Origin of the sequence: Streptomyces sp. NPDC013157 (assembly GCF_042899865.1) — a bacterium.
Lineage (GTDB): Bacteria > Actinomycetota > Actinomycetes > Streptomycetales > Streptomycetaceae > Streptomyces.
Genome location: NZ_JBIBAK010000021.1, coordinates 43,426 through 67,615, shown reverse-complemented (window position 1 = coordinate 67,615; position 24,190 = coordinate 43,426). Strand labels below are relative to the sequence as shown.

22 protein-coding genes are annotated in these 24,190 nt (G+C 72.2%); 12 read left to right on the top strand and 10 right to left on the bottom strand.

Features of this window, described 5'->3' with window-relative positions; genetic code table 11:
- The first annotated feature begins 121 nt into the window (after nt 1-121).
- The 4 genes from tilS (at nt 122) to folE (ending at nt 4,864) form a co-directional block, all read left to right on the top strand.
- Nucleotides 122-1,234: a tRNA lysidine(34) synthetase TilS gene (gene tilS / locus ACFY6U_RS43945; protein WP_390047584.1), complete on the top strand. Its 1,113-nt coding sequence runs from the start codon at nt 122-124 to the stop codon at nt 1,232-1,234.
- Between the two features lie 76 nt (nt 1,235-1,310).
- A complete protein-coding gene (hpt, locus tag ACFY6U_RS43940) occupies nt 1,311-1,871 on the top strand; it encodes a hypoxanthine phosphoribosyltransferase (RefSeq protein WP_093500061.1) in 561 nt (186 codons plus the stop codon).
- 209 nt (nt 1,872-2,080) lie between these two features.
- Nucleotides 2,081-4,120, top strand: a complete 2,040-nt coding sequence (ftsH, locus tag ACFY6U_RS43935; protein ID WP_390047582.1) for an ATP-dependent zinc metalloprotease FtsH — start codon at nt 2,081-2,083, stop codon at nt 4,118-4,120.
- A gap of 138 nt (nt 4,121-4,258) precedes the next feature.
- Nucleotides 4,259-4,864 carry a GTP cyclohydrolase I FolE gene (folE, locus tag ACFY6U_RS43930; RefSeq protein WP_351499950.1) on the top strand — a complete coding sequence of 202 codons (606 nt, stop codon included), beginning with the start codon at nt 4,259-4,261 and terminating at the stop codon, nt 4,862-4,864.
- A gap of 13 nt (nt 4,865-4,877) precedes the next feature.
- Here the strand turns inward: folE and ACFY6U_RS43925 are convergent, their stop codons facing one another.
- From ACFY6U_RS43925 to ACFY6U_RS43900, 6 genes are all read right to left on the bottom strand, one after another.
- Nucleotides 4,878-5,366, bottom strand: coding sequence for a DUF3180 domain-containing protein (locus ACFY6U_RS43925; protein WP_294009458.1), 489 nt, complete (start codon nt 5,364-5,366; stop codon nt 4,878-4,880).
- A gap of 50 nt (nt 5,367-5,416) precedes the next feature.
- Complete coding sequence (gene folK / locus ACFY6U_RS43920; protein WP_390047580.1) at nt 5,417-6,028, bottom strand: 2-amino-4-hydroxy-6-hydroxymethyldihydropteridine diphosphokinase; 612 nt, start codon at nt 6,026-6,028, stop codon at nt 5,417-5,419.
- Nucleotides 6,025-6,384 carry a dihydroneopterin aldolase gene (folB, locus tag ACFY6U_RS43915; RefSeq protein ID WP_351499954.1) on the bottom strand — a complete coding sequence of 120 codons (360 nt, stop codon included), beginning with the start codon at nt 6,382-6,384 and terminating at the stop codon, nt 6,025-6,027. Before folB ends, folK begins: the two co-directional genes overlap by 4 nt.
- Before the next feature lie 249 nt (nt 6,385-6,633).
- The gene (locus ACFY6U_RS43910; protein ID WP_390047578.1) at nt 6,634-7,137 is read right to left on the bottom strand and encodes a nuclear transport factor 2 family protein; all 504 of its coding nucleotides are present in this window, start codon (nt 7,135-7,137) and stop codon (nt 6,634-6,636) included.
- The gene (folP, locus tag ACFY6U_RS43905) at nt 7,134-8,027 is read right to left on the bottom strand and encodes a dihydropteroate synthase (RefSeq protein WP_390047576.1); all 894 of its coding nucleotides are present in this window, start codon (nt 8,025-8,027) and stop codon (nt 7,134-7,136) included. The genes ACFY6U_RS43910 and folP overlap by 4 nt, the downstream gene beginning before the upstream one ends.
- A 100-nt stretch (nt 8,028-8,127) precedes the next feature.
- On the bottom strand, nt 8,128-10,023 hold the full coding sequence (locus ACFY6U_RS43900) for a phosphatidylglycerol lysyltransferase domain-containing protein (RefSeq protein ID WP_390047574.1): 1,896 nt from the start codon (nt 10,021-10,023) through the stop codon (nt 8,128-8,130).
- A gap of 224 nt (nt 10,024-10,247) precedes the next feature.
- Between ACFY6U_RS43900 and ACFY6U_RS43895 the strand changes: the two genes are divergently transcribed.
- Both ACFY6U_RS43895 and ACFY6U_RS43890 read left to right on the top strand, forming a co-directional pair.
- Nucleotides 10,248-11,360 carry an alpha/beta hydrolase gene (locus ACFY6U_RS43895; protein WP_390047572.1) on the top strand — a complete coding sequence of 371 codons (1,113 nt, stop codon included), beginning with the start codon at nt 10,248-10,250 and terminating at the stop codon, nt 11,358-11,360.
- Nucleotides 11,361-11,457: 97 nt separating this feature from the next.
- Nucleotides 11,458-12,651 carry a hypothetical protein gene (locus tag ACFY6U_RS43890; protein WP_390047570.1) on the top strand — a complete coding sequence of 398 codons (1,194 nt, stop codon included), beginning with the start codon at nt 11,458-11,460 and terminating at the stop codon, nt 12,649-12,651.
- A 183-nt stretch (nt 12,652-12,834) separates the two neighbouring features.
- Here the strand turns inward: ACFY6U_RS43890 and ACFY6U_RS43885 are convergent, their stop codons facing one another.
- Together ACFY6U_RS43885 and ACFY6U_RS43880 are read right to left on the bottom strand one after the other, a co-directional pair.
- Nucleotides 12,835-14,163, bottom strand: a complete 1,329-nt coding sequence (locus ACFY6U_RS43885) for a PH domain-containing protein (protein ID WP_390047568.1) — start codon at nt 14,161-14,163, stop codon at nt 12,835-12,837.
- Nucleotides 14,160-14,663, bottom strand: a complete 504-nt coding sequence (locus ACFY6U_RS43880; RefSeq protein ID WP_351501687.1) for a PH domain-containing protein — start codon at nt 14,661-14,663, stop codon at nt 14,160-14,162. The genes ACFY6U_RS43885 and ACFY6U_RS43880 overlap by 4 nt, the downstream gene beginning before the upstream one ends.
- 31 nt (nt 14,664-14,694) lie before the next feature.
- On the opposite strand from ACFY6U_RS43880, the gene ACFY6U_RS43875 reads away from it, so the two are divergent.
- Nucleotides 14,695-15,846: an NADH-quinone oxidoreductase subunit D gene (locus tag ACFY6U_RS43875; RefSeq protein ID WP_390047566.1), complete on the top strand. Its 1,152-nt coding sequence runs from the start codon at nt 14,695-14,697 to the stop codon at nt 15,844-15,846.
- A gap of 137 nt (nt 15,847-15,983) precedes the next feature.
- Here the strand turns inward: ACFY6U_RS43875 and ACFY6U_RS43870 are convergent, their stop codons facing one another.
- Entirely contained in the window at nt 15,984-17,006 is a 1,023-nt protein-coding gene (locus ACFY6U_RS43870; RefSeq protein WP_390047564.1) for an SAM-dependent methyltransferase, read from the bottom strand.
- A gap of 118 nt (nt 17,007-17,124) precedes the next feature.
- Here ACFY6U_RS43870 and ACFY6U_RS43865 point away from each other — a divergent pair, with 118 nt between their 5' ends.
- Both ACFY6U_RS43865 and ACFY6U_RS43860 read left to right on the top strand, forming a co-directional pair.
- Nucleotides 17,125-18,330 (top strand): sensor histidine kinase, encoded by a 1,206-nt coding sequence (locus ACFY6U_RS43865; RefSeq protein ID WP_390047562.1) that lies wholly within the window; start codon nt 17,125-17,127, stop codon nt 18,328-18,330.
- Nucleotides 18,331-18,406: 76 nt separating this feature from the next.
- On the top strand, nt 18,407-19,081 hold the full coding sequence (locus tag ACFY6U_RS43860) for a response regulator transcription factor (RefSeq protein WP_351501695.1): 675 nt from the start codon (nt 18,407-18,409) through the stop codon (nt 19,079-19,081).
- A gap of 37 nt (nt 19,082-19,118) precedes the next feature.
- On the opposite strand, the gene ACFY6U_RS43855 is transcribed toward ACFY6U_RS43860, so the two are convergent.
- Nucleotides 19,119-20,306 (bottom strand): threonine aldolase family protein, encoded by a 1,188-nt coding sequence (locus ACFY6U_RS43855; protein ID WP_390047560.1) that lies wholly within the window; start codon nt 20,304-20,306, stop codon nt 19,119-19,121.
- 174 nt (nt 20,307-20,480) lie between these two features.
- Between ACFY6U_RS43855 and ACFY6U_RS43850 the strand changes: the two genes are divergently transcribed.
- From ACFY6U_RS43850 to ACFY6U_RS43840, 3 genes are read left to right on the top strand one after another with little or no spacing between them, the layout of a single operon-like run.
- Nucleotides 20,481-21,446, top strand: a complete 966-nt coding sequence (locus ACFY6U_RS43850; RefSeq protein WP_390047558.1) for a Rossmann-like and DUF2520 domain-containing protein — start codon at nt 20,481-20,483, stop codon at nt 21,444-21,446.
- Nucleotides 21,443-22,444, top strand: a complete 1,002-nt coding sequence (panC, locus tag ACFY6U_RS43845) for a pantoate--beta-alanine ligase (protein WP_390047556.1) — start codon at nt 21,443-21,445, stop codon at nt 22,442-22,444. The genes ACFY6U_RS43850 and panC overlap by 4 nt, the downstream gene beginning before the upstream one ends.
- Complete coding sequence (locus ACFY6U_RS43840; RefSeq protein ID WP_390047554.1) at nt 22,441-24,189, top strand: L-aspartate oxidase; 1,749 nt, start codon at nt 22,441-22,443, stop codon at nt 24,187-24,189. Before panC ends, ACFY6U_RS43840 begins: the two co-directional genes overlap by 4 nt.
- The last annotated feature ends 1 nt before the right edge of the window (nt 24,190 follow it).

Here is a 24,190-nt window from a genome sequence, read left to right as displayed (position 1 = left end):
GACCGTGAGCGATGGGTAGGCGTGCGATGCTCGGGGAACGGCCCGTTTCTGTCACCATCTACACACTCTGAGTGACCGATCTCGGGTTCACCCCCCGACAACTTCATGAAGGGAACCGGACATGGGTCCCCATCCTGCGGTCGCGGCGATACGCCTGGCGGTTCGCCGCGTCCTCCACGACATCCTCACCGACGACAGCCGCCACGCCCGCACCGCCGGCGAGCGCGCCGGTGGGCGCATCGGCGTGCGCCTCGCGCGCCATGCCGGCGGCCTCCCCGAGGCCCCGGAGATCCCGGAGCAGACACCGAACGAGCGGCCCCCCTCCCCGCTCGTCCTCGTCGCGTGCTCCGGCGGCGCCGACTCCATGGCACTCGCCTCCGCCCTCGCCTTCGAGGCCCCCAAGCTCGGCATCCGCGCGGGCGGCATCACCGTCGACCACGGCCTGCAGCCCGGCTCCGACCTGCGCGCCGAGGAGGTCGTCCTGCGGCTGCGCGAACTCGGCCTCGATCCGGTCGAGTCCATCACTGTGGCCGTCGGCCGCGACGGCGGACCCGAAGCCGCCGCCCGGGACGCCCGCTACGCCGCCCTGGACGCCGCGCTCGAACGGCACGGCGGCGCCGCGATCCTGCTCGGCCACACCAGGGACGACCAGGCCGAAACCGTCCTGCTCGGCCTCGCCCGCGGCTCCGGCATCCGCTCCCTGTCCGGAATGGCCGCGGTCTCGGGGGCCGGCGGCCGTTACCGCCGCCCGTTCCTCCAGCTGGACCGGCAGACCGCCCGCAAGGCCTGCATGGTCCAGTCCCTGCCCGTCTGGGACGATCCTCACAACGCGGACCCGGCCTACACCCGCTCCCGGCTCCGCCACGAGGGCCTGCCCGCCCTGGAGAAGGCCCTCGGCAAGGGCGTCGTCGAGGCGCTCGCCCGCACCGCCCAGCTCTCCCGGGACGACGCCGACGCCCTCGACACCTGGGCCAGCCAGGCCGAGGCCTCCGTACGGGACGCCGCGGGCCTGCTGGAGTGCGCCAAGCTCTACGCCCTGCCCCCCGCGGTGCGCCGCCGGATCCTGCGCCGCGCGGCCATCCAGGCGGGCGCACCGGCCGGCTCCCTGTTCGCCCGGCACATCGAGGAAGTCGACCGCCTCATCACCGGCTGGCGAGGCCAGGGGGCCATCAATCTCCCCGGCAAGGTCGTCGCCCAGCGCCAGGGTGGCAGACTGGTGATTCGGCAAGGCTGAATCCCGACCTCACGGAGAGCTCCTCGGCGCTCCTCCGAAAGGCCGGGTAGGCCGGTGGGACGACCGACCGAAAGTGATGCGGGTGGACGCGAAAGACATGGGTGCCGACCTCCAGCAGGTGCTCATCACCAAGGAAGAGATCGACGCGAAGCTGGCCGAGCTGGCCGCGAAGATCGACGCGGAGTACGCGGGCAAGGACCTGCTCATCGTCGGCGTCCTCAAGGGCGCCGTGATGGTCATGGCGGACCTCGCCCGGGCGCTGTCCACCCCCGTCACGATGGACTGGATGGCCGTGTCCTCGTACGGCGCGGGCACCCAGTCCTCCGGTGTGGTGCGGATCCTCAAGGACCTCGACACCGACATCAAGGGCCGGCACGTCCTGATCGTCGAGGACATCATCGACTCGGGCCTGACCCTGTCCTGGCTGATCAACAACCTCGGCTCCCGCGAGCCCGAGACCCTGAAGATCTGCACCCTGCTGCGCAAGCCGGACGCGGCCAAGGTCGCCATCGACGTCGAGTGGGTCGGCTTCGACATCCCCAACGAGTTCGTCGTCGGCTACGGCCTCGACTACGCGGAGAAGTACCGCAATCTCCCGTTCGTGGGTACGCTCGCGCCTCACGTCTACGGCGGCTGAACCCCGGCTGATACGCCGCAGGGTCCACTTACGTAAGACGATCGGGAACCCCAGCGGGTTTCGCGCCGTTGGAGCATGCAGAGACGGGTTTCACCAGTGGTCCGCGCAGCTTCGTGCGGCTTCGGGCCACAATGCTGGGGTACCGTCAGAAGAACTGTCTTATCAAACTCACTATGGCAGGAGGGACGGGGCGACACCGCTCCGTATGGATGGACGTGAAGCGATACTTCCGTGGGCCGGTCATGTGGATCGTGCTGGCCGTCCTTGCCGTGGTCGTGTTGATGCAGGTCGTCGGCTCGTCCGGCGGCTACAAGACGGTGGACACCGGCCAGGTCGTGGCGGCGATCAATGACAACAAGGTGGAATCGGCCAAGCTGACCACCGGTGACGAGCAGACCATCAAGGTCACGCTCAAGAACGGCGAGAAGGTCGACGGCAGCTCGAAGATCCAGGCGAGCTACATCGGCGACCAAGGCGTGGCCCTCGCCAACACGCTGCAGACCAAGTACCAGGACAAGCAGATCACCGACGGCTACACCGTCGCGCCGACCAAGCAGAACGCCTTCGTCAGCGTCCTGCTCTCCCTGCTGCCCTTCGTCCTCATCGTGGTCGTCTTCCTGTTCCTGATGAACCAGATGCAGGGCGGCGGCTCCCGGGTCATGAACTTCGGCAAGTCCAAGGCGAAGCTCATCACCAAGGACACCCCGAAGACGACCTTCGCGGACGTCGCGGGCTGCGACGAGGCCGTCGAGGAACTCCACGAGATCAAGGAGTTCCTGCAGGAGCCGGCCAAGTTCCAGGCCGTCGGCGCCAAGATCCCCAAGGGCGTGCTCCTCTACGGCCGCCCCGGCACCGGCAAGACGCTGCTCGCGCGCGCCGTCGCCGGCGAGGCGGGCGTCCCCTTCTACTCGATCTCCGGTTCCGACTTCGTCGAGATGTTCGTCGGTGTCGGTGCCTCCCGAGTCCGTGACCTCTTCGAGCAGGCCAAGGCGAACGCCCCGGCGATCGTCTTCGTCGACGAGATCGACGCGGTCGGCCGCCACCGCGGCGCCGGCCTCGGCGGCGGTCACGACGAGCGCGAGCAGACGCTGAACCAGCTGCTCGTCGAGATGGACGGCTTCGACGTCAAGGGCGGCGTGATCCTCATCGCCGCGACGAACCGGCCCGACATCCTCGACCCGGCGCTGCTGCGCCCCGGCCGCTTCGACCGCCAGATCGCGGTCGACCCGCCGGACCTGCAGGGCCGTCTGGAGATCCTCAAGGTCCACCAGAAGGGCAAGCCGGTCGCGCCGGACGTCGACCTCGCGGCGGTCGCCCGCCGCACGCCGGGCTTCACCGGCGCGGACCTGTCGAACGTGCTGAACGAGGCGGCCCTGCTCACGGCCCGCAGCGACCGCAAGCTCATCGACAACCAGATGCTCGACGAGGCGATCGACCGTGTGGTCGCGGGCCCGCAGAAGCGGACCCGGATCATGTCGGACAAGGAGAAGAAGATCACCGCGTACCACGAGGGCGGCCACGCCCTGGTCGCGGCGGCCTCCCCGAACTCCGACCCGGTCCACAAGATCACGATCCTGTCCCGCGGCCGCGCCCTCGGCTACACGATGGTCCTGCCGGACGAGGACAAGTACTCGACCACGCGCAACGAGATGCTCGACCAGCTCGCCTACATGCTGGGCGGCCGCGCGGCCGAGGAACTGGTCTTCCACGACCCGACCACCGGCGCCGCGAACGACATCGAGAAGGCCACGGCCACCGCCCGCGCGATGGTCACGCAGTACGGCATGACCGAGCGTCTCGGCGCGATCAAGTTCGGCGGCGACAACACCGAGCCCTTCCTCGGCCGTGAGATGTCCCACCAGCGCGACTACTCGGAAGAGGTCGCCGCCCTGGTGGACGAGGAAGTAAAGAAACTCATCGAGAATGCTCATAACGAGGCCTGGGAGATCCTGGTCGAGAACCGCGACGTCCTCGACAACCTCGTTCTCCAGCTCCTGGAGAAGGAGACCCTGGGCAAGGAGGAGATCGCCGAGATCTTCTCCGCCATCGTCAAGCGCCCGGCCCGGCCCGCCTGGACCGGATCCTCCCGCCGTACGCCGTCCACCCGCCCGCCGGTGCTCTCCCCGAAGGAGCTCGCACTGACCAACGGGACCAACGGCGCCACCGCGGCGATCAGCACCGCCAAGGCCACGGCGGCCGAATCCGCCCCCGCGGTCGAGAAGGCTCCCGAGGACCGCCCCGAGAGCTGACTCACACCGGCCTCACCTGGCTCGGAATGGATGCCGCGCCCCCCAGGATCTAGCCTGGGGGGCGCGGCATTTCCGTAATGCCTGTACATGAGGCGCGTGATCCACATGCGCCCACCCCCGAGGAACGAGGCATCCCAGATGACCGACCCCGTGACCCTGGACGGCGAAGGCACCATCGGCGAGTTCGACGAGAAGCGCGCCGAGAACGCCGTACGCGAACTTCTGATCGCGGTCGGCGAGGACCCGGACCGCGAGGGCCTGCGGGAGACTCCGGCGCGGGTGGCGCGGGCGTATCGCGAGCTTCTGGCGGGGAATCAGCAGTCGCCCGAGGAGGTCCTGACGACGACGTTCGACCTCGGGCATGACGAGATGGTCCTGGTGAAGGACATCGAAATCGTCAGTCTGTGCGAGCACCACATGCTGCCGTTTCACGGCGTGGCCCATGTCGGCTACATCCCTGCGGAGACCGGCAAGATCACGGGTCTGTCGAAGCTGGCGCGCCTGGTGGAGGTGTTCGCACGCCGTCTTCAGGTGCAGGAGAGGCTCACCACGCAGATCGCGGACTCCCTCATGCGGATTCTGGAGGCCCGGGGTGTGATCGTCGTCGTCGAAGCAGAGCACATGTGCATGTCGGTGCGCGGAATCCGCAAGCCGGGTGCCAAGACGACGACGTCGGCGGTCCGCGGTCAGCTCAGGGACGCCACGACCCGCGCCGAGGCGATGAGCCTGATACTGGCCCGCTGACGCCCGCCCGGGGTCACGCCACCGGCTCGGCCCCGCTGTGGTCGTTGTCGTCGTCCTCCGGGAGCTTGCACACCCGTTCCAGGAAGATGGCCGCCGCTATCACGCCGATGCCGGCGACGACCGAGAAGGCCGCGTAGAGGGCCTGGTCGCGGCGGGTGGGGAGGTCGAGGAGTTCCAGGAGGAAGACGCCGGTGCCGCCGTACATGCCGGCGACGAGGGCGGCGACGAGGGCGCTCGCCTGGCCGAAGACGACCGCGCGGGCCGCCATCAGGGGGTCGACTCCCTTGGCGCCGGGGCGGCGCTCGCGCTGGGCCTTGAGGCGGGCGCGCAGCGAGAGTGCGGTGGAGAGCAGGACCACGGCGATCAGGGCGAGGACGATCGGGGCGGCCACCGGCACGCTGGGCAGCGTCCCCACCGCGTTCCAGAGGCGGGCGGCCGCCCAGGACAGCACTCCGGCCACGACGAAGACGCCGGCCAGCACCCTGATCCGCAGCTCTTTCACTGTTTTCCTTCAGCTCCCCCGCAGCGATGTGGTCGTCTCGACCTTAACGACTACTCGGGCAGTCGGAGTTCCAGGTCCCCCCGCGCTTCCACACCGTGCCGGGTGACGGCCGCCAGGAGGTCCGCGACCGTGCCGCGGCCGGGCAGCAGGGCCTCCGGGTCGATGTCGTACCAGGGCGCGAGCACGAAGGCGCGCTCGTGGGCGCGCGGGTGGGGGAGGGTGAGCTGCGGGTCGTCGGAGACGACGTCGGCGTAGGCGACGATGTCGACGTCGAGGGTGCGCGGGCCCCAGTGCTCGTCCCGCACCCGGTTGAAGGCCTCCTCGACCGCGTGTGCCCGCTCCAGCAGGGAGGACGGCGGGAGGGTGGTCTTCAGCACCACGATCGCGTTGTAGTACGTCGGCTGGCTGCCGGGCGCGACGCCCCACGGCTCCGTCTCGTAGACCGGCGACACGGCCTTGATGCGGACGCCCGGGGTGTCCTCCAGGGCGTCGATGGCGCCCTGCAGGGTCTCCAGGCGGTTGCCGAGGTTGGAGCCGAGGGCGACCACGGCTCGTTTGGGGTTGGACAGGGTGGTGTCGGCGGCGTCGACCTGCTCGACGACGGAGGCGGGCACCGGCTGGACGGTCGGGTCGCTCGGACCCCGCAGGGAGGATGCGGTCATACTCGGCTCCGGGTGATGGTGACGGTGACGTCGTCGAAGGGGACGGTGATGGGCGCGTCCGGCTTGTGGACCTGGACCTCGACCTCTCTTACCCCCTCGTGTTTGAGGCAGACCTGGGCGATCCGCTCGGCGAGCGTCTCGATCAGGTTCACCGGCTCCCCCTCGACCACGGCGACGACCTCCTCGGCCACGATGCCGTAGTGCACGGTCTTCGTCAGGTCGTCGTCGGCCGCCGCCGGACGGGTGTCCAGGCCAAGGGAGAGGTCCACGATGAAGGTCTGGCCTTCCTCGCGCTCCTTGGGGAAGACACCGTGGTGCCCGCGGGCCCTGAGGCCGCGCAGCGCGACACGATCCACGCGAATCACTCCTGCAATCGTCGGTGTGGCGGTCGGGCGGCATCGCGTGCGGGCGATGGACCGGCCTCACACGAATCTACCTGCGGGCACCGACAGAGCCGGGGTGCGGGGCGTGGGGTTCGCCGGAGCGCGGCAGGGTTCATCGGGTGTTTTCCCCGGAGAACCCGGCGGCTCATGGGCCGGTGGCAGTACCTACTCGCGAGTTCGTGATTCCAGCCACTTCTTGGGCCGCCAGGGGGTGTCCCGGGCTCAGGAGGGCGTTTCGTCCTCCTCGTCCTCGTCGGTCTCGGAGAGCACCGGGGAGGCGTGGTGGGACCAGAGCTTCCAGCCGTCCCGGGTGCGTCGGAACACGTTCGTGGCGACGACCAGCTGTCCGACCAGCGGGCCGAGTTCCTGGCTGCCCTCGGGGGCCGGGCCGCCGCTGAGGATGTTCTCCGTGCAGGTCGCCAGGGCGGTGTCGCCGGTGACGGAGACGTGCACGTCGGTGAGGAAGAACTGGATGTAGTCGGTGTTCGCCATGATCAGCGCGTACGACCGCAGGACCTCGCCGCGGCCGGTCAGTACCGGCCAGCCCGGGTGCACGCAGGAGATCACGCCGCTGTCGGCGGGGTCGTGGTATTCCTCGTCGACGCCCAGGTCGGCGGGGGTGAGCCAGAGGGAGGAGACGGTCTCGAAGTCGCCGTTCTCCAGTGCCTCGTAGAAGGCGGTGTTGGCGGCCTCGACCTGCTCGACGTCGGTATGGGGGGCGCTCACCGGGCTCCTTCGCCCGGCGCGTCCGTTCCGGTGCGCGCTCCTTCTATTGCGCGTGCGACCCGTACCGCGTCCGCCGTGGCGCGTACCTCGTGCACGCGCACCGCCCATGCGCCGGCGTGCGCGGCGAGTGCGGAGACGGCGGCCGTCGCGGCGTCGCGTTCCCGGGCCGGCGGGGGCGCTCCTTCGGGTCCGGCCAGGACCCGGCCGAGGAACCGCTTGCGGGAGGCGGCGACGAGCAGCGGGCGGCCCAGGGCGTGCAGCCGGTCGAGGTGGGCGAGCAGGGTCAGGTCGTGCTCGGAGTTCTTGGAGAATCCGAGGCCGGGGTCGACGACGATCCGGTCGGGGGAGATGCCGCCGGCCAGGACGGCGTCCACGCGCGCGTGCAGTTCGTCGAGGACCTCGCCGACGACGTCGGCGTACACGCCCTTGACGTTGCCGCCCTCCAGGAAGCCGCGCCAGTGCATGACGACGAAGGGGGCGCCGGAGTCGGCGACGACGGGGATCATGTCGGGGTCGGCGAGGCCGCCGCTGACGTCGTTGACGAGGGCGGCGCCGGCGGCGAGGGCCTGCCGGGCGACGGAGGCGCGCACGGTGTCGACGGAGACGACGACGCCTTCGGAGGCGAGGCCGCGGACGACAGGGATGACGCGGCGCAGTTCCTCGTCCTCGTCGACGCGGGTGGCGCCCGGGCGGGTGGACTCGCCGCCGACGTCGACCAGGTCGGCGCCCTGGGCGCCGAGGTCGAGGCCGTGCTTGACGGCGGCCGTCGTGTCGAACCAGCGGCCGCCGTCGGAGAAGGAGTCGGGGGTGACGTTCACGACGCCCATGACCGCGCACCGGTCCCATGCCGGAAGCCCTGTCACCTGGCCACGTCCGCTGTGGTTGCTCATACGTTCAGCGTAGGCCCAGGGCCCCGTGGGCAGCCCCGTGGCCCGAGCGGCGCCCCCGGGCCCGGAGGGGGAGGGGCGTTCGCTCGGGCCGGTCATCGGGTCAGGCCGCTCGTACGCCCTGTTCGGCGAGGCTGTGGGCGCACGGGCGGGGGGCGGGGGTCTGGCGGCGCAGGAAGCGCGGCAGTGGCAGGGCGAGGCTGACGAAGCCCTCGGCCTGCATGGCGGCGAGCCCGATGCGCGGGAGGTCGCCGGAGGCCCGGTAGACCACGAAGCGCGGCTCCCAGCGGGGCTGGAACTTCGCGTTGAACCTGTACAGCGACTCGATCTGGAACCAGCGGGAGAGGAACACCAGCAGCCCGCGCCAGGCGCGCAGCACCGGCCCGGCGCCGATCTTCTCGCCGCGGGCGAGCGCCGAACGGAACATCGCGAAGTTCAGCGAGATCCTGGTGATCCCCAGCTTCGGGGCCGCCTGGAGGGCGGCCACGATGAGCAGTTCGTTCATCCCGGGGTCGGCGGAGCGGTCGCGGCGCATCAGGTCGAGGGAGACGCCGTCGGTGCCCCAGGGCACGAAGTGCAGGATCGCTTTGAGGTCGCCGTACTGGCCGGGGGTCTCGTCGGCCCACCCGTCTCCCACCGCCGCCCTACCCGAGGCTCCCCCAGAGCCGAAAGCCTGGGGGGACCCCCATCGCGCCGCCCCTTCGATTCTGTGGGCGGTGGCGATCAGGCAGTCGCCGTCGGCGGGGTCGCCGATGCGGCCGAGTGCCATCGAGAAACCGCGCTCGGTGTCGGTGCCGCGCCAGTCCTCGGCCGCGCGGCGGATGCGGTCGAGTTCGGCCTCGCCGACGTCACGGACACGCCGTACCCGGGTTTCGTAGCCGGCCCGCTCGATGCGCTTGACCATCTGGCGCACGTTGCGCATCGCGCGTCCGGCGAGCGAGAAATCCGCCACGTCCACCACCGCCTCGTCGCCCAGTTCGAGGGCGTCCAGGCCGGTCTCGCGGGTCCACACCTCGCCGCCCGTCTCCGAGCAGCCCATGACGGCGGGGGTCCAGGAGTGGGCCTTGGCCTCGTCCATGAAGCGTTCGATGGCGCCGGGCCAGGCCTCGACGTCGCCGATGGGGTCGCCGCTGGCGAGCATCACGCCGGAGACGACGCGGTAGGTGACCGCCGCCTTGCCGCTGGGCGAGAAGACGACCGCCTTGTCACGGCGGAGCGCGAAGTGGCCGAGGGAGTCGCGGGCGCCGTGCTTCTCGAGGAGGGCGCGCAGCTGGGTCTCGTCCTCCTCGGTGAGGTGTGCGGCGGGGTGTTCGGGGCGGAAGGCGAGGTAGATGGTGGTGACCGCGGTGATCAGACCGAGGGCGCCGAGGGAGAAGGCGACCGTCCAGGAGGTGGAGCCCTCGTAGTCGACGGGGCCCTCGAAACCGAACAGGCCGTACAGGACGTGGGTGATGCGGTCGGCCAGGCTGGGGTCGCCGATCGTGCGCTTGGGGTGGGCGCTGACGATGACCAGGCCGAGCGCGAGCGAACCGGCGCTCATCAGGACGAAGTTGGCGAGCGCGCGCCACCTGCTGCGCGGGTCGGGCAGCGCCTTGAACTCGTCGCGGTGGATCACGAGCGGCACGAACAGCGCCAGGGAGATCAGCACGCCGATGACCGAGTGCCGGTACACGAACTGCGAGACCGCACCGGCCGGCAGCAGCGCGACCGCGGCCCGCCAGGCCCGTCGCTTGCGCCGCTTGAGCCCGTGCGCGAGCAGCAGCAACAGCACGCCGACGCTGAGCGAGAGCGCGGCGGCGAACGGGCCGAGCGAGCCCGGCAGCACCTCGGCCATGGCGTGCATACGGCTGTGACGGAAGCGCGGGAACACACCCGCGGCAATGTCCAGGACGCCGACGACCGCGCACGCCCTGCCCACCAGAGCGGGGACGGCCTCAGGGCGCGGGCCGCGGACTATGCGCCGCGCCCGGCGTGATCGGCTCGGAACCTCGCCCGACATTTCCCCATCTATCCTGACAGACATCGCATCCCGTAGTTCTGCGAGAGACCTTGAATCCGGGCCCGATTCGGGCATCCGGCGACATTGCGCCCTCTAGGACGGTGTCTCGGGGGGAGAGGTTCACTCCCCACCGGAAAGCCGGTTCAAAGGCCAGGGAAAGCCCGGGGCAAGCCTCGCTGAAAGCGGCGGTGGTCACGGGGGAAAGCGCAGGCAGGAAGCACCTCATGGGTCTCACGAGCAATAAATTGCTGGCATTGGCGATCTTGTTCGCCGTACTGCTGTTCGTAGGCACGGTGTGGCTGTGGCCCCGGCTGGGCCGCCGGAACTGGCGGGCCGTCAGCGGCCGCGTCGGTCTTCTGCTGGCCACCCAGTTGGCGCTCTTCGCGTGCGTCGGGATAGCGGTCAACCAGGCCTTCGGTTTCTACGCGAGCTGGGCCGACCTGCTCGGCACGGAAACCGACCAGGGCGTCGTCGTCAACCACGCGTCCGGGCCGGTCCAGGTGTTGTCCACGTCGGAGGTGCACGGCATGGGCGGCTCGCTGCCGACGACGGCCGGTCAGATCCAGCAGGTCGGCATAGTCGGCCGGACCACCCACATCACCTCGCCCGCGTACGTGTACCTGCCGCCGGAGTACTTCCAGCCGCGGTACCGCACGCGGACGTTCCCGGTGGTGGTCGTCCTCAGCGGCTATCCCGGCACCGCGCGGGCGCTGGTCGACAAGTTGCACTACCCGCGTACGGTGCAGCACCTGGTCCGGGACGGGAAGATGCGGCCGACGATCCTGGTGATGCTGCGGCCCACGGTGGCACCGCCCAGGGACACCGAGTGCGTGGACGTCCCGCACGGCCCGCAGACCGAGACCTTCTTCGCCAGGGACCTGCCCGACGCCGTGCGCGCGCACTACCGGGTCGCCGTGAAGCAGGGCGGCTGGGGCATCGTCGGCGACTCGACGGGCGGGTACTGCGCACTCAAGCTCGCGGTGCACCACCCCGGCGTGTACGGGGCCGGTGCCGGGCTCTCCCCGTCGTACAAGGCGCCCCTCGACGCCACGACCGGCGACCTCTTCCAGGGCGACCGGAACCTCGAGAACCGCGCCGACCTCTGGTGGTTCCTGAAGCACGAGCCCGCCCCGGACACTTCCCTGCTGGTCACCAGCAGCAAAGTCGGAGAAACCAACTACAAGGCCACACTGAAATTCATCAGGAGCGTGGAGGCCACCAAGCTGACCCGGATCTCGTCGATCATCCTCGACAGCGGCGGCCACAACTTCAACACCTGGCGCCGCGAGATCCCTGCGACCCTCCAGTGGATCAGCGGCAGATTGAGCGACCGCTGAGTCCCGGCCCCGCCGATACTGCGTGAAGGCTTCGTTGTCGCTGTGTTTTTACGGCCCGGGGCACCACGATTCGCCTACGCGCGGTAAGTTTCTGGCCATGCCACGTGGACGTCACCGTCATTCCCCGCCCTTGCACAGGCTGTTGCCTCCCTCGGCGATCGCCGGTGTCTCCCTCGTCTGCGCCCTGGGCCCCTGGTTGTTCTCCCAACCGACGGTGCTGCGCACCCTGGCCGCGATAGCCGCGGCCACCGCCGCCGTCGGCGCCGCCGTCATGCGGCGCTGGGACAGCGAGGCGGGCAAGCAGGTGGCCGACCTGTCACGCGCGCGTGCGAGCGACGAGTGGCGCCACGAGGAGCGGATCGCCGAGCTGGAGACCGACCTGGAGGAGTCGCGGGAGCTGCGCGCCAAGCTGGAGCAGCGGCTGCGCGCGAAGCGGTCGGAGCTGGCGGGACTGCGCAACGAGCACGCGTCCCTGCTGCGCCGCTATGCCACGGCCGAGACCGAGCGCGCGAGCGCCCTGGAGGGCCGCCGCCTGCTGGAGATCGAGGCCACCGCGCCGTCGAACGCGCTGCCGCCCGCCCGCAGCGCGGAAGAGGCGGAGGAGTCCGTGGCGGTCGCCGAGGAGCTGACGGTCGAGGAGACGGCTCCCGCGATCTTCTCGCCGGAGGGTTCCAAGCTGTTCCTGCGGGCCAAGGTGGCATTGGCCCGGTTCGACGAGAAGGACGCCCCGAAGGGCGAGACCGACGCGGGCACCGAGGCGGCGGGAGCGACGGAGACGGCCGCCGAGCCCGAGGCCGCCCCGACGGGCGAGACCGCGCCGGAGGACGAGGCGCAGGGGCAGCCCGAGGCGGCCGACGGGCACGCCCGCGCGGCCGCCGCCACCACGGCCGGCCCGGAGGCGGAGGACACCACCCCGGCGCCGGCGGACCAGGACGCCCACCCCGCGACGGCACCGTCCGCCCGCTCCGTGCAGCCCTCGGGCCACTTCACGGTGCCCACCGCGGTGGCGGTCCTGCCGGCCGCGCCGATCCCGCGCCCGCTGGTCACCGGCGGCTTCGACTTCTTCGGCACCCAGAAGGGCACGCCGGCGGGCGGCCTGGAGGCCATGCACAACGAGGACCTCGCGGACGTCGTCGGCCAGGAGGCGCTCGCGCTCCACAAGGCCGAGTCCGAGGCCGAGTTCAAGCCCGCGGACGCGCAGGCGCGCGGCGTCGGCCAGGTCATCGACCTGACCGCGCACGACGAGACGGAGCAGATCAACCTCGGGGGCCTGCGCAGCGCCGCGTCCTGAACACGCGGCGGTTCCGAGCCGGGGACGGACGGCCGGTGGCCGGGTGCGGGTGCGTGGGGGCTGATCGCGCAGTTCCCCGCGCCCCTAAAAGCAGGTCGGCGCGGTGAGCGCCCCTTCAGGGGCGCGGGGAACTGCGCGACCGGCCACGACGGCGCCGCACCCGGCCACCGGCCGAGCCGGCCGTCAGGTCATCCAGCGGTCAGGGCGCGCCGCCCGGCGTCCCGTGCGGGAGCGCTCGGCCTGTTCCCGTAGCAGCACCTCGGCCTCATCCGCCGCCCGCAGCCGGGCCGTGACGGTCTTGTCGGCCCCCGTGTCCACATGAACGTCCGCGAGCCGCCACAGCCGCTCCCAGGGCCCCTGGGTCAGCCGTACGCTCTGGACCTTGGCGTGCGGGACGAGCGACAGCTTCCGGCGCAGCAGCCCGTGGCGCGCCGCGAACACCGCGTCCGTGACCGCGAGCCCGTACCCGCGCCACCACATCGGCACGCACCACCGGGCCCGCCCCGGCGGCCGCGGCAGCTCACCGGGCACGGTCACACCGGGCAGCACGCGCGCGACGACCGACTCGGCGACCGCGCGCGGTGCGACCGGGACCAGCACCGAGTTCGCCGAACCCGCCACGTCCAGCTCGACCCGCACCCAGCGCAGCGGCCGCCACATCAGCGGCTCCACGATCCGCACGGTCTGCACCCGTCCCGGCGGCACGGTCTCGTGGGTGCGGTCGAGGAGACCGTGGTCGATGCGCAGCCCGTCCGGGGACTCCCCGACCGTCCAGTCGTACTCCCCGACGAACCGCCCCACGCTGGTCGTGGCCGCCGCGCCGAGCAGCGGCACGGCGGTCGCGAGCACCGTCCACACGCTGTGGGTGGCCAGCCAGAGGAACGGCGGGGCCACCAGGGCGGCGGCCAGGGAGCCCCAGGTGGCGCCCGTCAGCACGATCGAGAGCGCGAGCTTCGCCGGGGGCACCCGCATCAGCTCGTGCGCCGGAGCCTCGCCGACCTCGTGCGCCGTGTCCGGTGCGAACCCGGCGGCGCGCGCGAGCAGTTCCGCGCGCAGCGCACGCGCCTCGCCCTGGCCGAGGAAGGCGAGTTCGTCCTTCTTGTCGGTGCCGACGACGTCTATCCGCAGCTTGGCAACGCCCGCCACGCGCGCGAGGAGCGGCTGGGTGACGTCCACGGCCTGGATCCGCTCCAGCCGGATGTGCGCGGTGCGCCGGAACAACAGGCCGGTGCGTATGCGCAGTTCGCTGTCGGTCACCGAGAAGTAGGTGAACCACCAGGTGAGGAAGCCGTACAGGGCACCCGCCGTGACCAGGGCGGCGAGCCCGCCCAGGACCATGGTCGTGGTCAGCTTCGTCAGCTGTTCCTGCGCCTGGTTGGGGTCGTGCACCGCCCAGCCCGTGAGCACCGCGACCGGCGCCCACGCCCGCCGGAACGGCGTCACCGGGTGCAGCCGCCGCTCACCCACGGTCCTGCCCGCGCCTATGGCGCCCTCGACGCCCGGCGCCGTCACAGCCCCGCCGATCGGGCCTCGCCGAGCTCGGTGAGCCGGTCGCGCAGCCGTTCCGCCTCGGCCGGGTCGAGCCCGGGGATCGTCGCGTCGGTGGCCGCGGCCGCGGTGTGCAGCTGCACGGTGGCGAGCCCGAAGTGCCGCTCCACGGGCCCCGAGGTCACCTCCACCAGCTGCATCCGCCCGTACGGCACCACGGTCTCCTCGCGCCACAGCACCCCGCGGGTGATCAGCAGGTCGTCGGCGCGCTCGGCGTACCGCCAGGAGCGCCAGTTGCGGCCCAGCAGCGCCCAGCCCCAGGCCAGCGCGGCCAGCGGCAGCAGCGCGAAGGCCGCCCACACCGGGCCCGCGAGCAGGCCCGGCAGCAGTCCCAGGGCCAGGGCGAGCAGCCCCAGCCACACCACCAGCAGCAGCCGGCGCATCCGCAGCAGGCCGGGCGGCAGCCCCGTCCACACCGGCTCGGTCCCCGTGGTCTCGGCGCCGGCGGCGCTCCCCGTCTCCATGGGGCCAGCGTACGTAGGGGAGACTGGATCCATGACGCCTACGACGGAGACCACGGTCGGGATCGGCGGCGCCGCGGAGAGCACCGACATGGTGCTCAACATCGGCCCCCAGCACCCCTCCACGCACGGCGTGCTGCGGCTGCGGCTGGTGCTGGACGGCGAGCGGATCGTCTCGGCGGAGCCGGTGATCGGCTACATGCACCGGGGCGCGGAGAAGCTCTTCGAGGCCCGCGACTACCGGCAGATCATCATGCTCGCCAACCGCCACGACTGGCTGTCGGCCTTCTCCAACGAGCTGGGCGTGGTCCTCGCCGTCGAGCGCATGCTCGGCATGGAGGTGCCCGTCCGCGCGGTGTGGACCCGCACCCTGCTCGCCGAGCTGAACCGGGTCCTCAACCACCTGATGTTCCTCGGCTCCTATCCGCTGGAGCTGGGCGGCATCACCCCGGTCTTCTACGCGTTCCGCGAGCGCGAGGAGCTCCAGAACGTCATGGAGGAGGTCTCCGGCGGGCGCATGCACTACATGTTCAACCGCGTCGGCGGCCTCAAGGAGGACCTGCCGGCCGGCTGGACCGCACGCGCGCGTGCGGCCGTGGCCGCCGTGCGCTCCCGCACGGACGTCTTCGACGACCTGGTCCTCGGCAACGAGATCTTCCGCGGCCGTACCCGGGGCGTGGGCGTCCTCGCGGCGGAGGCCGTGCACGCCTACGGCGTGAGCGGGCCCATCGCGCGCGCCTCGGGCGTCGACTTCGACCTGCGCCGCGACGAGCCCTACCTGGCCTACGGCGAGCTCCAGGACACCCTCACGGTGGTGACCCGCACCGAGGGCGACTGCCTGGCCCGCTTCGAGTGCCTCCTGGAGCAGACGCACAACGCCCTGGACCTGGCCGACGCCTGCCTGGACCGGCTCGCAGACCTGCCGCCGGGACCGATCAACCAGCGGCTCCCCAAGGTCCTCAAGGCGCCCGAGGGCCACACGTACGCCTGGACCGAGAACCCCCTCGGCATCAACGGCTACTACCTCGTCAGCAAGGGCGAGAAGACCCCGTACCGGCTGAAGTTGCGCTCGGCGTCGTACAACAACATCCAGGCCCTGACCGAACTGCTGCCGGGCACGCTGGTGGCGGACATGGTCGCGATCCTGGGGTCGCTGTTCTTCGTGGTGGGGGACATCGACAAGTAGGGGCAAACAGCGCCCCGTAAGGGGCGCGGGGCCTTGTCGGACATGCGGCTGCCGCCGCGTGGGCGCGACCAGCCACGATGGTGCCGCGGTCGGCGTACGGCAGATCGCGGCAGGTCGCGGCCCTTCCAGCGGAGCGCTCAGAGCAGCGCGTCCTCGATGCCCACCGGCTGGAGCAGCCAGAGGAAGTCGCCGAGGCCGCCGGGAGCGGTGAGCTCGGCGGCCTCGCCCGCGGTCGCGAGGGCGCGCACGTAACCGGCGGGGTTCGTGGAGGCGAGCGTGAGCGGCGGGCGTGCGCCGACCAGGCCGAGGGCGCGCAGGGCGTCGCGCTGCGTGCACAGGAGCGCCTCGGGCAGCCTGAGCGCCGGGTCGAGCGCCGTGCACGCGTCCAGCGCCACATGCGCCGTGATGTCACACCCCCCGTCCGGCACGGGTGCCGTCGCACGGCCCTCGCGGAAGCCGGTGAGGGTCCCGAACGGGGGGCGCGTGGCCACGGTGTGCGCGTAGTCCACGGCCACCGCGAGCCCCCGCTGGAGGCTGGTGACGGCGGACGCCCACGCCCGGTCCCGGGGCAGCCCGATCTCCGCGCGCAGTCCCGGCTCGGCGCCCAGCGGCCACCACCGCGCGAGCCACTGAGCGTCCGCGCCCGACACCCGCTCGCCGAGCAGTTCGGTGCCGTCCCGCCGGACGTGCACCAGGCGGGGCACCCCGGCCGGGTCCACCTCGGCCACCTCGACCGGCACGTTGTCCAGCCATTCGTTGGCGAAGAGCAGGCCCCGGACCGTGCGCGGGAGCTCGGTCAGCCAGGTGATCCGGTCGGGCAGGCCCGACGGGCGGTCGGCGAGTTCGACGGCGTACGCACGCGTGCGTGCCGCCACCTCCGCGGGCAGGGCCGCGAGCACGCCGGTGACCAGTTCGCCCCGGCCGGCGCCCATGTCCACGAAGTCCAGCGCCTCGGGGCGGCCCAGGGCCTCGTCGACCCGGCACAGCAGTTCGGCCACGGCCTCGGCGAACAGCGGCGAGGCGTGCACCGACGTACGGAAGTGCCCGGCCGGGCCCTCCGGGCGGCGGTAGAAGCCGCCGGGGCCGTACAGGGCCGCCTCGGTGGCCGCACGCCAGCCCCGGGCGTCGTCGGCCGTCTCTCGCGTCGCCTCATCCGTCACCGGGCCAGACTAGGCGTACAGGTGATCACCTTCTCCACCTTGCGGAGTACACGTGCGGAACAGGGATCGGCCCTCCGGTTGACCCCTGCACCTATCACGCTTCCCTACTCTGGGTTACGTGCAGCGCCTCTATGACTTCCTCCGCAGGCACCCGACATGGGTCGACAGCTTCTGGGCCGTCGTCCTGCTCGGGCTCTCCGGCGCGAGCACCTGGAAGCTCGGGGAGGCTCAGCAGCACCATGGATCCAGGGCCGCCATGCTGGCCGTGTCCGTCGTGATGTGCGTCGTCTTCGCGCTGCGCCGCCGTTTCCCGGAGCCGATGCTGGTGCTGGCCGCGGCCACCGGCCTGGCCCAGCTGGTGCTGGACGTGGAGACGACGGTCGCCAACTTCGCCATGCTGGTGATCGTCTGCACGAACGCCGCCGTCGGCGCGCGCTGGGCGTCCCGGTTCGGCCTCTACGCCGGGCTGTGCGCCGCGCCCCTGGCGGAGATCCGGTGGCCGCAGCGGGAGGCGAGCTTGCCGGGGCACGTCGCGATCGTGCTGTTCCAGACGGTGCCGTTCGTGCTCGCCTGGGTGCTCGGCGACTCCATGCGCACCCGCCGTGCCTACTTCGCGCAGCTGGAGGAGCGCGCGGCCCGGCTGGAGAAGGAGCGCGAGGCGCAGGCCAAGGTCGCAGTCGCCGCCGAGCGCGCCCGGATCGCGCGCGAGCTGCACGACGTGGTCGCGCACAACGTGTCGGTCATGGTGGTCCAGGCCGACGGCGCCGCCTACGTCCTCGACGCCGCCCCCGACCAGGCGAAGAAGGCCCTGGAGACGATCTCCTCCACCGGCCGCCAGGCCCTCGCCGAGATGCGCCGCCTGCTGGGCGTGCTGCGCACCGGCGAGCACAAGGAGGTCGGCGAGTACGTCCCGCAGCCCGACGTCGAGCAGATCGACGACCTCATCGAGCAGTGCCGCACCTCCGGCCTGCCCGTCGACTTCAAGGTCGAGGGCACCCCGCGCCCGCTGCCCAGCGGCGTCGAGCTCACGGCGTACCGGATCGTGCAGGAGGCGCTCACCAACACCCGCAAGCACGGCGGCCCCAACGCGGGCGCCAGCGTGCGGCTGGTCTACTTCGACGACGGACTCGGCCTGCTGGTCGAGGACGACGGCAAGGGCGCTCCGCACGAGATGTACGAGGAGGGCGGCGTCGACGGCCAGGGGCACGGCCTGATCGGCATGCGCGAACGCGTCGGCATGGTGGGCGGCACCCTCGACGCGGGCCCCCGCCCGGGCGGAGGATTCCGCATCAGCGCCCTGCTGCCGCTCAAACCAGCGCATTGACGCATACGCACGCCCCCGGTTGACACCTGTCACGCCCCCAGGCCGAGCGGCCGAACAAGAAACGGAAGAGGACCCGATGACGATCCGCGTGATGCTCGTCGACGACCAGGTGCTGCTGCGCACCGGGTTCCGGATGGTGCTCGCGGCCCAGCCGGACATGGAGGTCGTCGCGGAGGCGGGCGACGGCGTCGAGGCCCTCCAGGTGCTGAAGTCCACCGCAGTGGACGTCGTCCTGATGGATGTGCGCATGCCCAAGCTGGACGGCGTGGAGGCCACCCGCCGCATCTGCGAGCAGCCCGACGCGCCGAAGGTGCTCATCCTGACCACCTTCGACCTCGACGAGTACGCCTTCTCGGGGCTGAAGGCGGGCGCCTCCGGCTTCATGCTCAAGGACGTGCCCCCGGGCGAGCTGCTGGCCGCCATCCGTTCCGTGCACAGTGGCGACGCCGTCGTCGCGCCCTCCACCACCCGGCGCCTCCTCGACCGTTTCGCGCCGATGCTGCCCTCCGTCGGCAAGGAGCCCCGGCACCAGGAACTGGAGCGGCTCACCGAGCGCGAGCGCGAGGTGATGGTGCTGGTCGCGCAGGGCCTGTCGAACGGCGAGATCGCGAGCCGGCTGGTGCTGTCCGAGGCGACCGTGAAGACCCATGTGGGCCGCATCCTGACCAAGCTCGGGCTCCGTGACCGCGTGCAGGTGGTCGTGCTGGCCTACGAGACCGGGCTGGTGCGGGCGGGCGGCGGACACGGCTGACGCCGGCCGGGCAGCGCCCCCGAAGGGGCGCTTCAGCTCACGGCGTTCCAGGCAGCCGCCCCACAAAGTCCGCGACCGCCGCCTTCACGTCCTCCGGTGTCCACTTCAGGCCCTCGGCCGTCACCGTGACCTCGGTCGTCGACAGGCCCGGGCCCTTCGGGTCCCAGAAGCCGGAGAAGAGGTAGGTGCCGGTCTCCTCGGCCTGGCGTACCGCCGCCTCCACCAGCGCGTCGGGGGCGTAGGGCAGCCAGACCTGGAACTGGTGGGTGTGCGGCTCCTCGGGGTGGATGCGGGACCAGGGGACGCCCGCCTCGGTGAAGCCGTCCCGCAGGGCCGCGGCGACCACGCGCGCGTGGCGGACGTAGTCCGGGAGCCGGGGCAGCTCGCGGTCCAGGCCGGCCAGGGCCGACAGGGCGGTCGGGAACTGCTGGAAGACCATCCCGCCGTAGCGGTGGCGCCAGGTCTTCGCCTCCTCGACCAGGGGCTTCGGGCCGGCCAGCGCGGCGCCGCCGAAACCTTCGAGGGACTTGTAGAACGACACGTAGACGCTGTCCGCCAGGTCCGCGATCTCGGGCAGGGGGCGCCCGAAGTGGACGGTGGACTCCCACAGGCGCGCGCCATCGAAGTGCACCACCGCGTCGCGCTCGCGCGCCGCCTCCACCACCTCCGTGAGCTCCTCCCAGGAAGGCAGGACGAATCCGGCGTCCCTGAGGGGCAGCTCCAGCATCAGCGCCCCGAAGGGCTCCGGGAAGTCGCGTATCTCCTGGGCGGTGGGGAGCCGGGGCTCGCCGGTGACGCGCACGGTGCGCAGGCCGGCCACCTCGCGGAAGGCGTTGCGCTCGTGCACTTCGGGGTGGGCGAGGGCGTGCACGGCGACCGTGGGACTGCCGGTGCGGGCCGCCCAGCAGCGCAGGGCGACCTGCTGGGCCATCGTGCCGGTCGGGAAGAACGCGGCGGCCTCCGTGCCCAGCACGGTCGCCACGCGCCGCTCCAGGGCCTCGACGACGCCGTTGCCGTAGACGTCCGACGGTTCGTCCAGGTCGTACACCGCGGGGGCCGCCTCCTGGAGCCGCGCGAGCCGTTCGCGGAGCGAAGCCCGCATGCCCATGCGCGCGAGGATGCGCGTGGCCCCCCGGTAGGCGGCGGAGCGCCGCTCCCGCATCCGGTCCTCCGCCGACAGGGGTTCCTTCGGCTGCTCGTCCTGGGCCGTGGCCGTATCACTCATGCCGTGGATGATGCCGTGGCACGTCGACCGGGGGCCTGTCATTTTTCCGTACCGCCGGTGTGACCCGTCACCCACAGCCTGTGGACGACCGATCGGCCCAGGACCGGATAGCGTTAACATGACGAGAAATCGTCCGGTACCCAGAGCGGACTGGAACGGGAAGGCCACCCTCGCGTGAGTACAGTCCAACAGCCAGACCCCAGTGACCGCCCCGCGCGGCTCACCGTCGGCGTGGTCGGCGCCGGCCGGGTGGGCCCCGCGCTGGCCGCGTCCCTGCAGCTCGCCGGGCACCGCCCGGTGGCCGTCTCCGGGGTCTCCGACGCCTCCCGCCGGCGTGCCGAGGCGATGTTGCCCGACGTCCCGCTGGTACCCCCCGCCGAGGTCCTCCAGCGCGCCGAACTGGTCCTGCTGACCGTCCCTGACGACGCCCTGCCCGGCCTGGTGTCCGGCCTCGCCGAGACCGGTGCCGTACGCCCCGGCCAGCTGCTCGTGCACACCTCCGGGCGGTACGGCGCGAAGGTCCTGGACCCGGCCCTGCGCGCGGGCGCGCTGCCGCTGGCCCTGCACCCGGCGATGACCTTCACCGGGACGCCGGTGGACGTGCAGCGGCTGGCGGGCTGCTCGTTCGGGGTGACCGCGCCCGAGGAGCTGCGGCTGGCCGCCGAGGCCCTGGTCATCGAGATGGGCGGCGAACCGGAGTGGATCTTCGAGGAGAACCGCCCGCTCTACCACGCGGCCCTCGCCCTCGGCGCCAACCACCTGGTCACCCTGGTCGCCCAGGCCATGGAGCTGCTGCGCACCGCAGGCGTGGAGGCCCCCGACCGGATGCTCGGCCCGCTGCTCGGCGCGGCCCTGGACAACGCCCTGCGATCCGGTGACGCGGCGCTGACCGGGCCGGTCGCGCGCGGGGACGCGGGCACCGTCGCCGCCCACGTCGCGGAGTTGCGCAGGCACGCCCCGCAGGCCGTCGACGGCTACCTGGCGATGGCCCGCGCGACGGCCGACCGCGCGCTCGCGCACGGCCTGCTGAAGCCCGAGCTCGCCGAGGACCTGCTCGGCGTCCTCGCCCACAGTGCCGACGGCGCCGACGGCGGCAACGGCACGACCGGTACCGACGGCACCGAGGGGAACCCCCGATGAGCACCGCGCTGCTGCGCACCGCCGACGAACTGCACGCGCGCGTGCGGCACGGCCGCCGCGCCGTCGTGATGACCATGGGCGCCCTGCACGAGGGCCACGCCACCCTGATCCGGGCCGCGCGCGAGATCGCCGGCCCGGACGGCGAGGTCGTCGTCACGGTCTTCGTCAACCCGCTCCAGTTCGGTGCCGGCGAGGACCTCGACCGCTACCCGCGCACCCTGGACGCCGACCTGAAGATCGCCGAACAGGCCGGAGCGGACGTGGTGTTCGCCCCCTCCGTCGACGAGGTCTACCCGGGCGGGCAGCCCCAGGTGCGGGTCACCGCCGGTCCCATGGGCACGCGCCTGGAGGGCGCCTCCCGCCCCGGGCACTTCGACGGCGTCCTCACCGTCGTCGCCAAGCTGCTCCACCTCACCCGGCCCGACGCGGCCCTGTTCGGGCAGAAGGACGCCCAGCAGCTGGCCGTGATCCGGCGCATGGTGCGCGACCTGAACTTCGGCATCGAGATCGTCGGCGTACCGACCGTGCGCGAGGCCGACGGGCTCGCGCTGTCCAGCCGCAACCGCTACCTGTCGGCCGACGACCGGCGCACGGCGCTCACGCTGTCCCGCGCGCTCTTCGCCGGCCGTGACCGGCACGCGGCACAGGAGGCGCTGCGCGCGCGGGCGCTGGAGGTGCCGTCCACGCGGGCGCGTGCCGAGGCGCTCAGCGCCATAGGCGAGTCCCGCGCGGCCGCCGACGCGCACGCCGTCGCCAAGGCCGTGCCGAACGCCGCCGCGGCGGTCCGCGCGGCCGCCCGCCAGGTCCTGGACGAGGCCGTGCACTACGACCCGCCGCTCGAACTGGACTACCTCGCCCTGGTCGATCCGTCCGACTTCACCGAGATCGACGACGACTTCACCGGAGAGGCCGTCCTCGCCGTCGCCGCCCGGGTCGGGACGACCCGGCTGATCGACAACCTTCCGCTCACCTTCGGAACCCTCGGAGCCGCCTCGTGACCAGCACAGGCACCAGCAGCACAGGCACCAGCACCGGCATACGACTGCACGCGCCCGCCCCCGGGTGGAGCATCTCGGCGGACGTGGTGGTCGTCGGGTCCGGGGTGGCCGGCCTGACCGCGGCCCTGCGCTGCCAGGCCGCCGGCCTCACCACGGTCGTCGTCACCAAGGCCCGCCTGGACGACGGCTCCACCCGCTGGGCGCAGGGCGGCATCGCAGCGGCCCTCGGCGAGGGCGACACCCCCGAACAGCACCTCGCGGACACCCTGGTGGCCGGCGCCGGCCTCTGCGACGAGGACGCCGTACGGCTCCTCGTCACCGAGGGCCCGGACGCGGTACGGCGGCTCATCGACACCGGCGCCATCTTCGACGAGTCCTCCGAGGGCGGCCTGGACCTCACCCGCGAGGGCGGCCACCACCGCCGCCGGATCGCGCACGCGGGCGGCGACGCCACCGGCGCCGAGGTCTCCCGGGCCCTGGTGGAGGCGGTACGCGCGCGTGGGCTGCGCACCTTCGAGAACGCCCTGGTCCTCGACCTGCTGACCGACGCCGAGGGCCGTACGGCCGGCGTCACCCTGCACGTCATGGGCGAGGGCCAGCACGACGGCGTGGGCGCCGTGCACGCCCCCGCGGTGGTCCTCGCCACCGGCGGCATGGGCCAGGTGTTCTCCGCGACCACCAACCCGTCGGTGTCGACCGGCGACGGCGTGGCGCTGGCGTTGCGGGCCGGCGCGGAGGTCAGCGACCTCGAATTCGTGCAGTTCCACCCGACCGTGCTCTTCCTCGGCCCCGAAGCGGAGGGCCAGCAGCCGCTGGTCTCCGAGGCGGTGCGCGGCGAGGGCGCCCACCTGGTCGACGCCGACGGCGTGCGCTTCATGGTGGGGCAGCACGAGCTCGCCGAACTGGCACCCCGGGACATCGTCGCCAAGGGCATCCTGCGCCGGATGCTGGCGAAGGGCGCCGAGCACATGTACCTCGACGCCCGGCACTTCGGCGCCGACATGTGGGAGCACCGCTTCCCGACCATCCTGGCCGCCTGCCGGGCCAACGGCATCGACCCGGTCACCGAGCCCATTCCGATAGCGCCCGCCGCTCACTACGCCTCCGGGGGCGTGCGAACCGACGCGCAGGGGCGCACGACCGTTCCCGGGCTCTACGCGTGCGGCGAGGTCGCGTGCACCGGCGTGCACGGCGCGAACCGGCTCGCCTCCAACTCCCTCCTCGAAGGCCTCGTCTACGCCGAGCGCATCGCCGCCGACATCACGGCGGCCCGCGCGGACAACGGCCTGCACGCGCGCGTGCCCGCACCGGTCCCGCACCCCGAGAAGCCCGCGCACCCGCTGCTCGCTCCCGAGGCCCGCTTCGCGATCCAGCGGATCATGACCGAGGGCGCCGGCGTGCTGCGCTCCGAGGAGTCCCTGGCCAGGGCCGCCGCACAGCTCCAGCGGCTGCACACGGACGCCCGTGACGCCCTGGACGAGAACGGCAAGACCGCCGAGCCCGGCGTCGACACCTGGGAGGCCACCAACCTCCTGTGCGTCGCGCGCGTGCTCGTCGAGGCGGCCCGCCGCCGCGAGGAGACCCGCGGCTGCCACTGGCGCGAGGACCACGCCGACCGCGACGACGCCCGATGGGGGCGCCACATCGTCGTACGGCTGAATCCGGACCGGACGCTGGCCGTCGGCACCACCGACACCGCAGACTTCCCCCCTACCCGGCCGCACCAGCCACACCAGGAGCAGTGAC

Coding starts and splice junctions, on each gene's coding strand:
- tilS (WP_390047584.1), top strand. CDS start 122: ATGGGTCCCCATCCTGCGGTCGCGGCGATACGCCTGGCGGTTCGCCGC.
- hpt (WP_093500061.1), top strand. CDS start 1,311: ATGCGGGTGGACGCGAAAGACATGGGTGCCGACCTCCAGCAGGTGCTC.
- ftsH (WP_390047582.1), top strand. CDS start 2,081: ATGGACGTGAAGCGATACTTCCGTGGGCCGGTCATGTGGATCGTGCTG.
- folE (WP_351499950.1), top strand. CDS start 4,259: ATGACCGACCCCGTGACCCTGGACGGCGAAGGCACCATCGGCGAGTTC.
- folK (WP_390047580.1), bottom strand. CDS start 6,028: ATGACCGCATCCTCCCTGCGGGGTCCGAGCGACCCGACCGTCCAGCCG.
- folP (WP_390047576.1), bottom strand. CDS start 8,027: ATGAGCAACCACAGCGGACGTGGCCAGGTGACAGGGCTTCCGGCATGG.
- ACFY6U_RS43900 (WP_390047574.1), bottom strand. CDS start 10,023: ATGTCGGGCGAGGTTCCGAGCCGATCACGCCGGGCGCGGCGCATAGTC.
- ACFY6U_RS43895 (WP_390047572.1), top strand. CDS start 10,248: ATGGGTCTCACGAGCAATAAATTGCTGGCATTGGCGATCTTGTTCGCC.
- ACFY6U_RS43890 (WP_390047570.1), top strand. CDS start 11,458: ATGCCACGTGGACGTCACCGTCATTCCCCGCCCTTGCACAGGCTGTTG.
- ACFY6U_RS43880 (WP_351501687.1), bottom strand. CDS start 14,663: ATGGAGACGGGGAGCGCCGCCGGCGCCGAGACCACGGGGACCGAGCCG.
- ACFY6U_RS43875 (WP_390047566.1), top strand. CDS start 14,695: ATGACGCCTACGACGGAGACCACGGTCGGGATCGGCGGCGCCGCGGAG.
- ACFY6U_RS43860 (WP_351501695.1), top strand. CDS start 18,407: ATGACGATCCGCGTGATGCTCGTCGACGACCAGGTGCTGCTGCGCACC.
- ACFY6U_RS43855 (WP_390047560.1), bottom strand. CDS start 20,306: ATGAGTGATACGGCCACGGCCCAGGACGAGCAGCCGAAGGAACCCCTG.
- panC (WP_390047556.1), top strand. CDS start 21,443: ATGAGCACCGCGCTGCTGCGCACCGCCGACGAACTGCACGCGCGCGTG.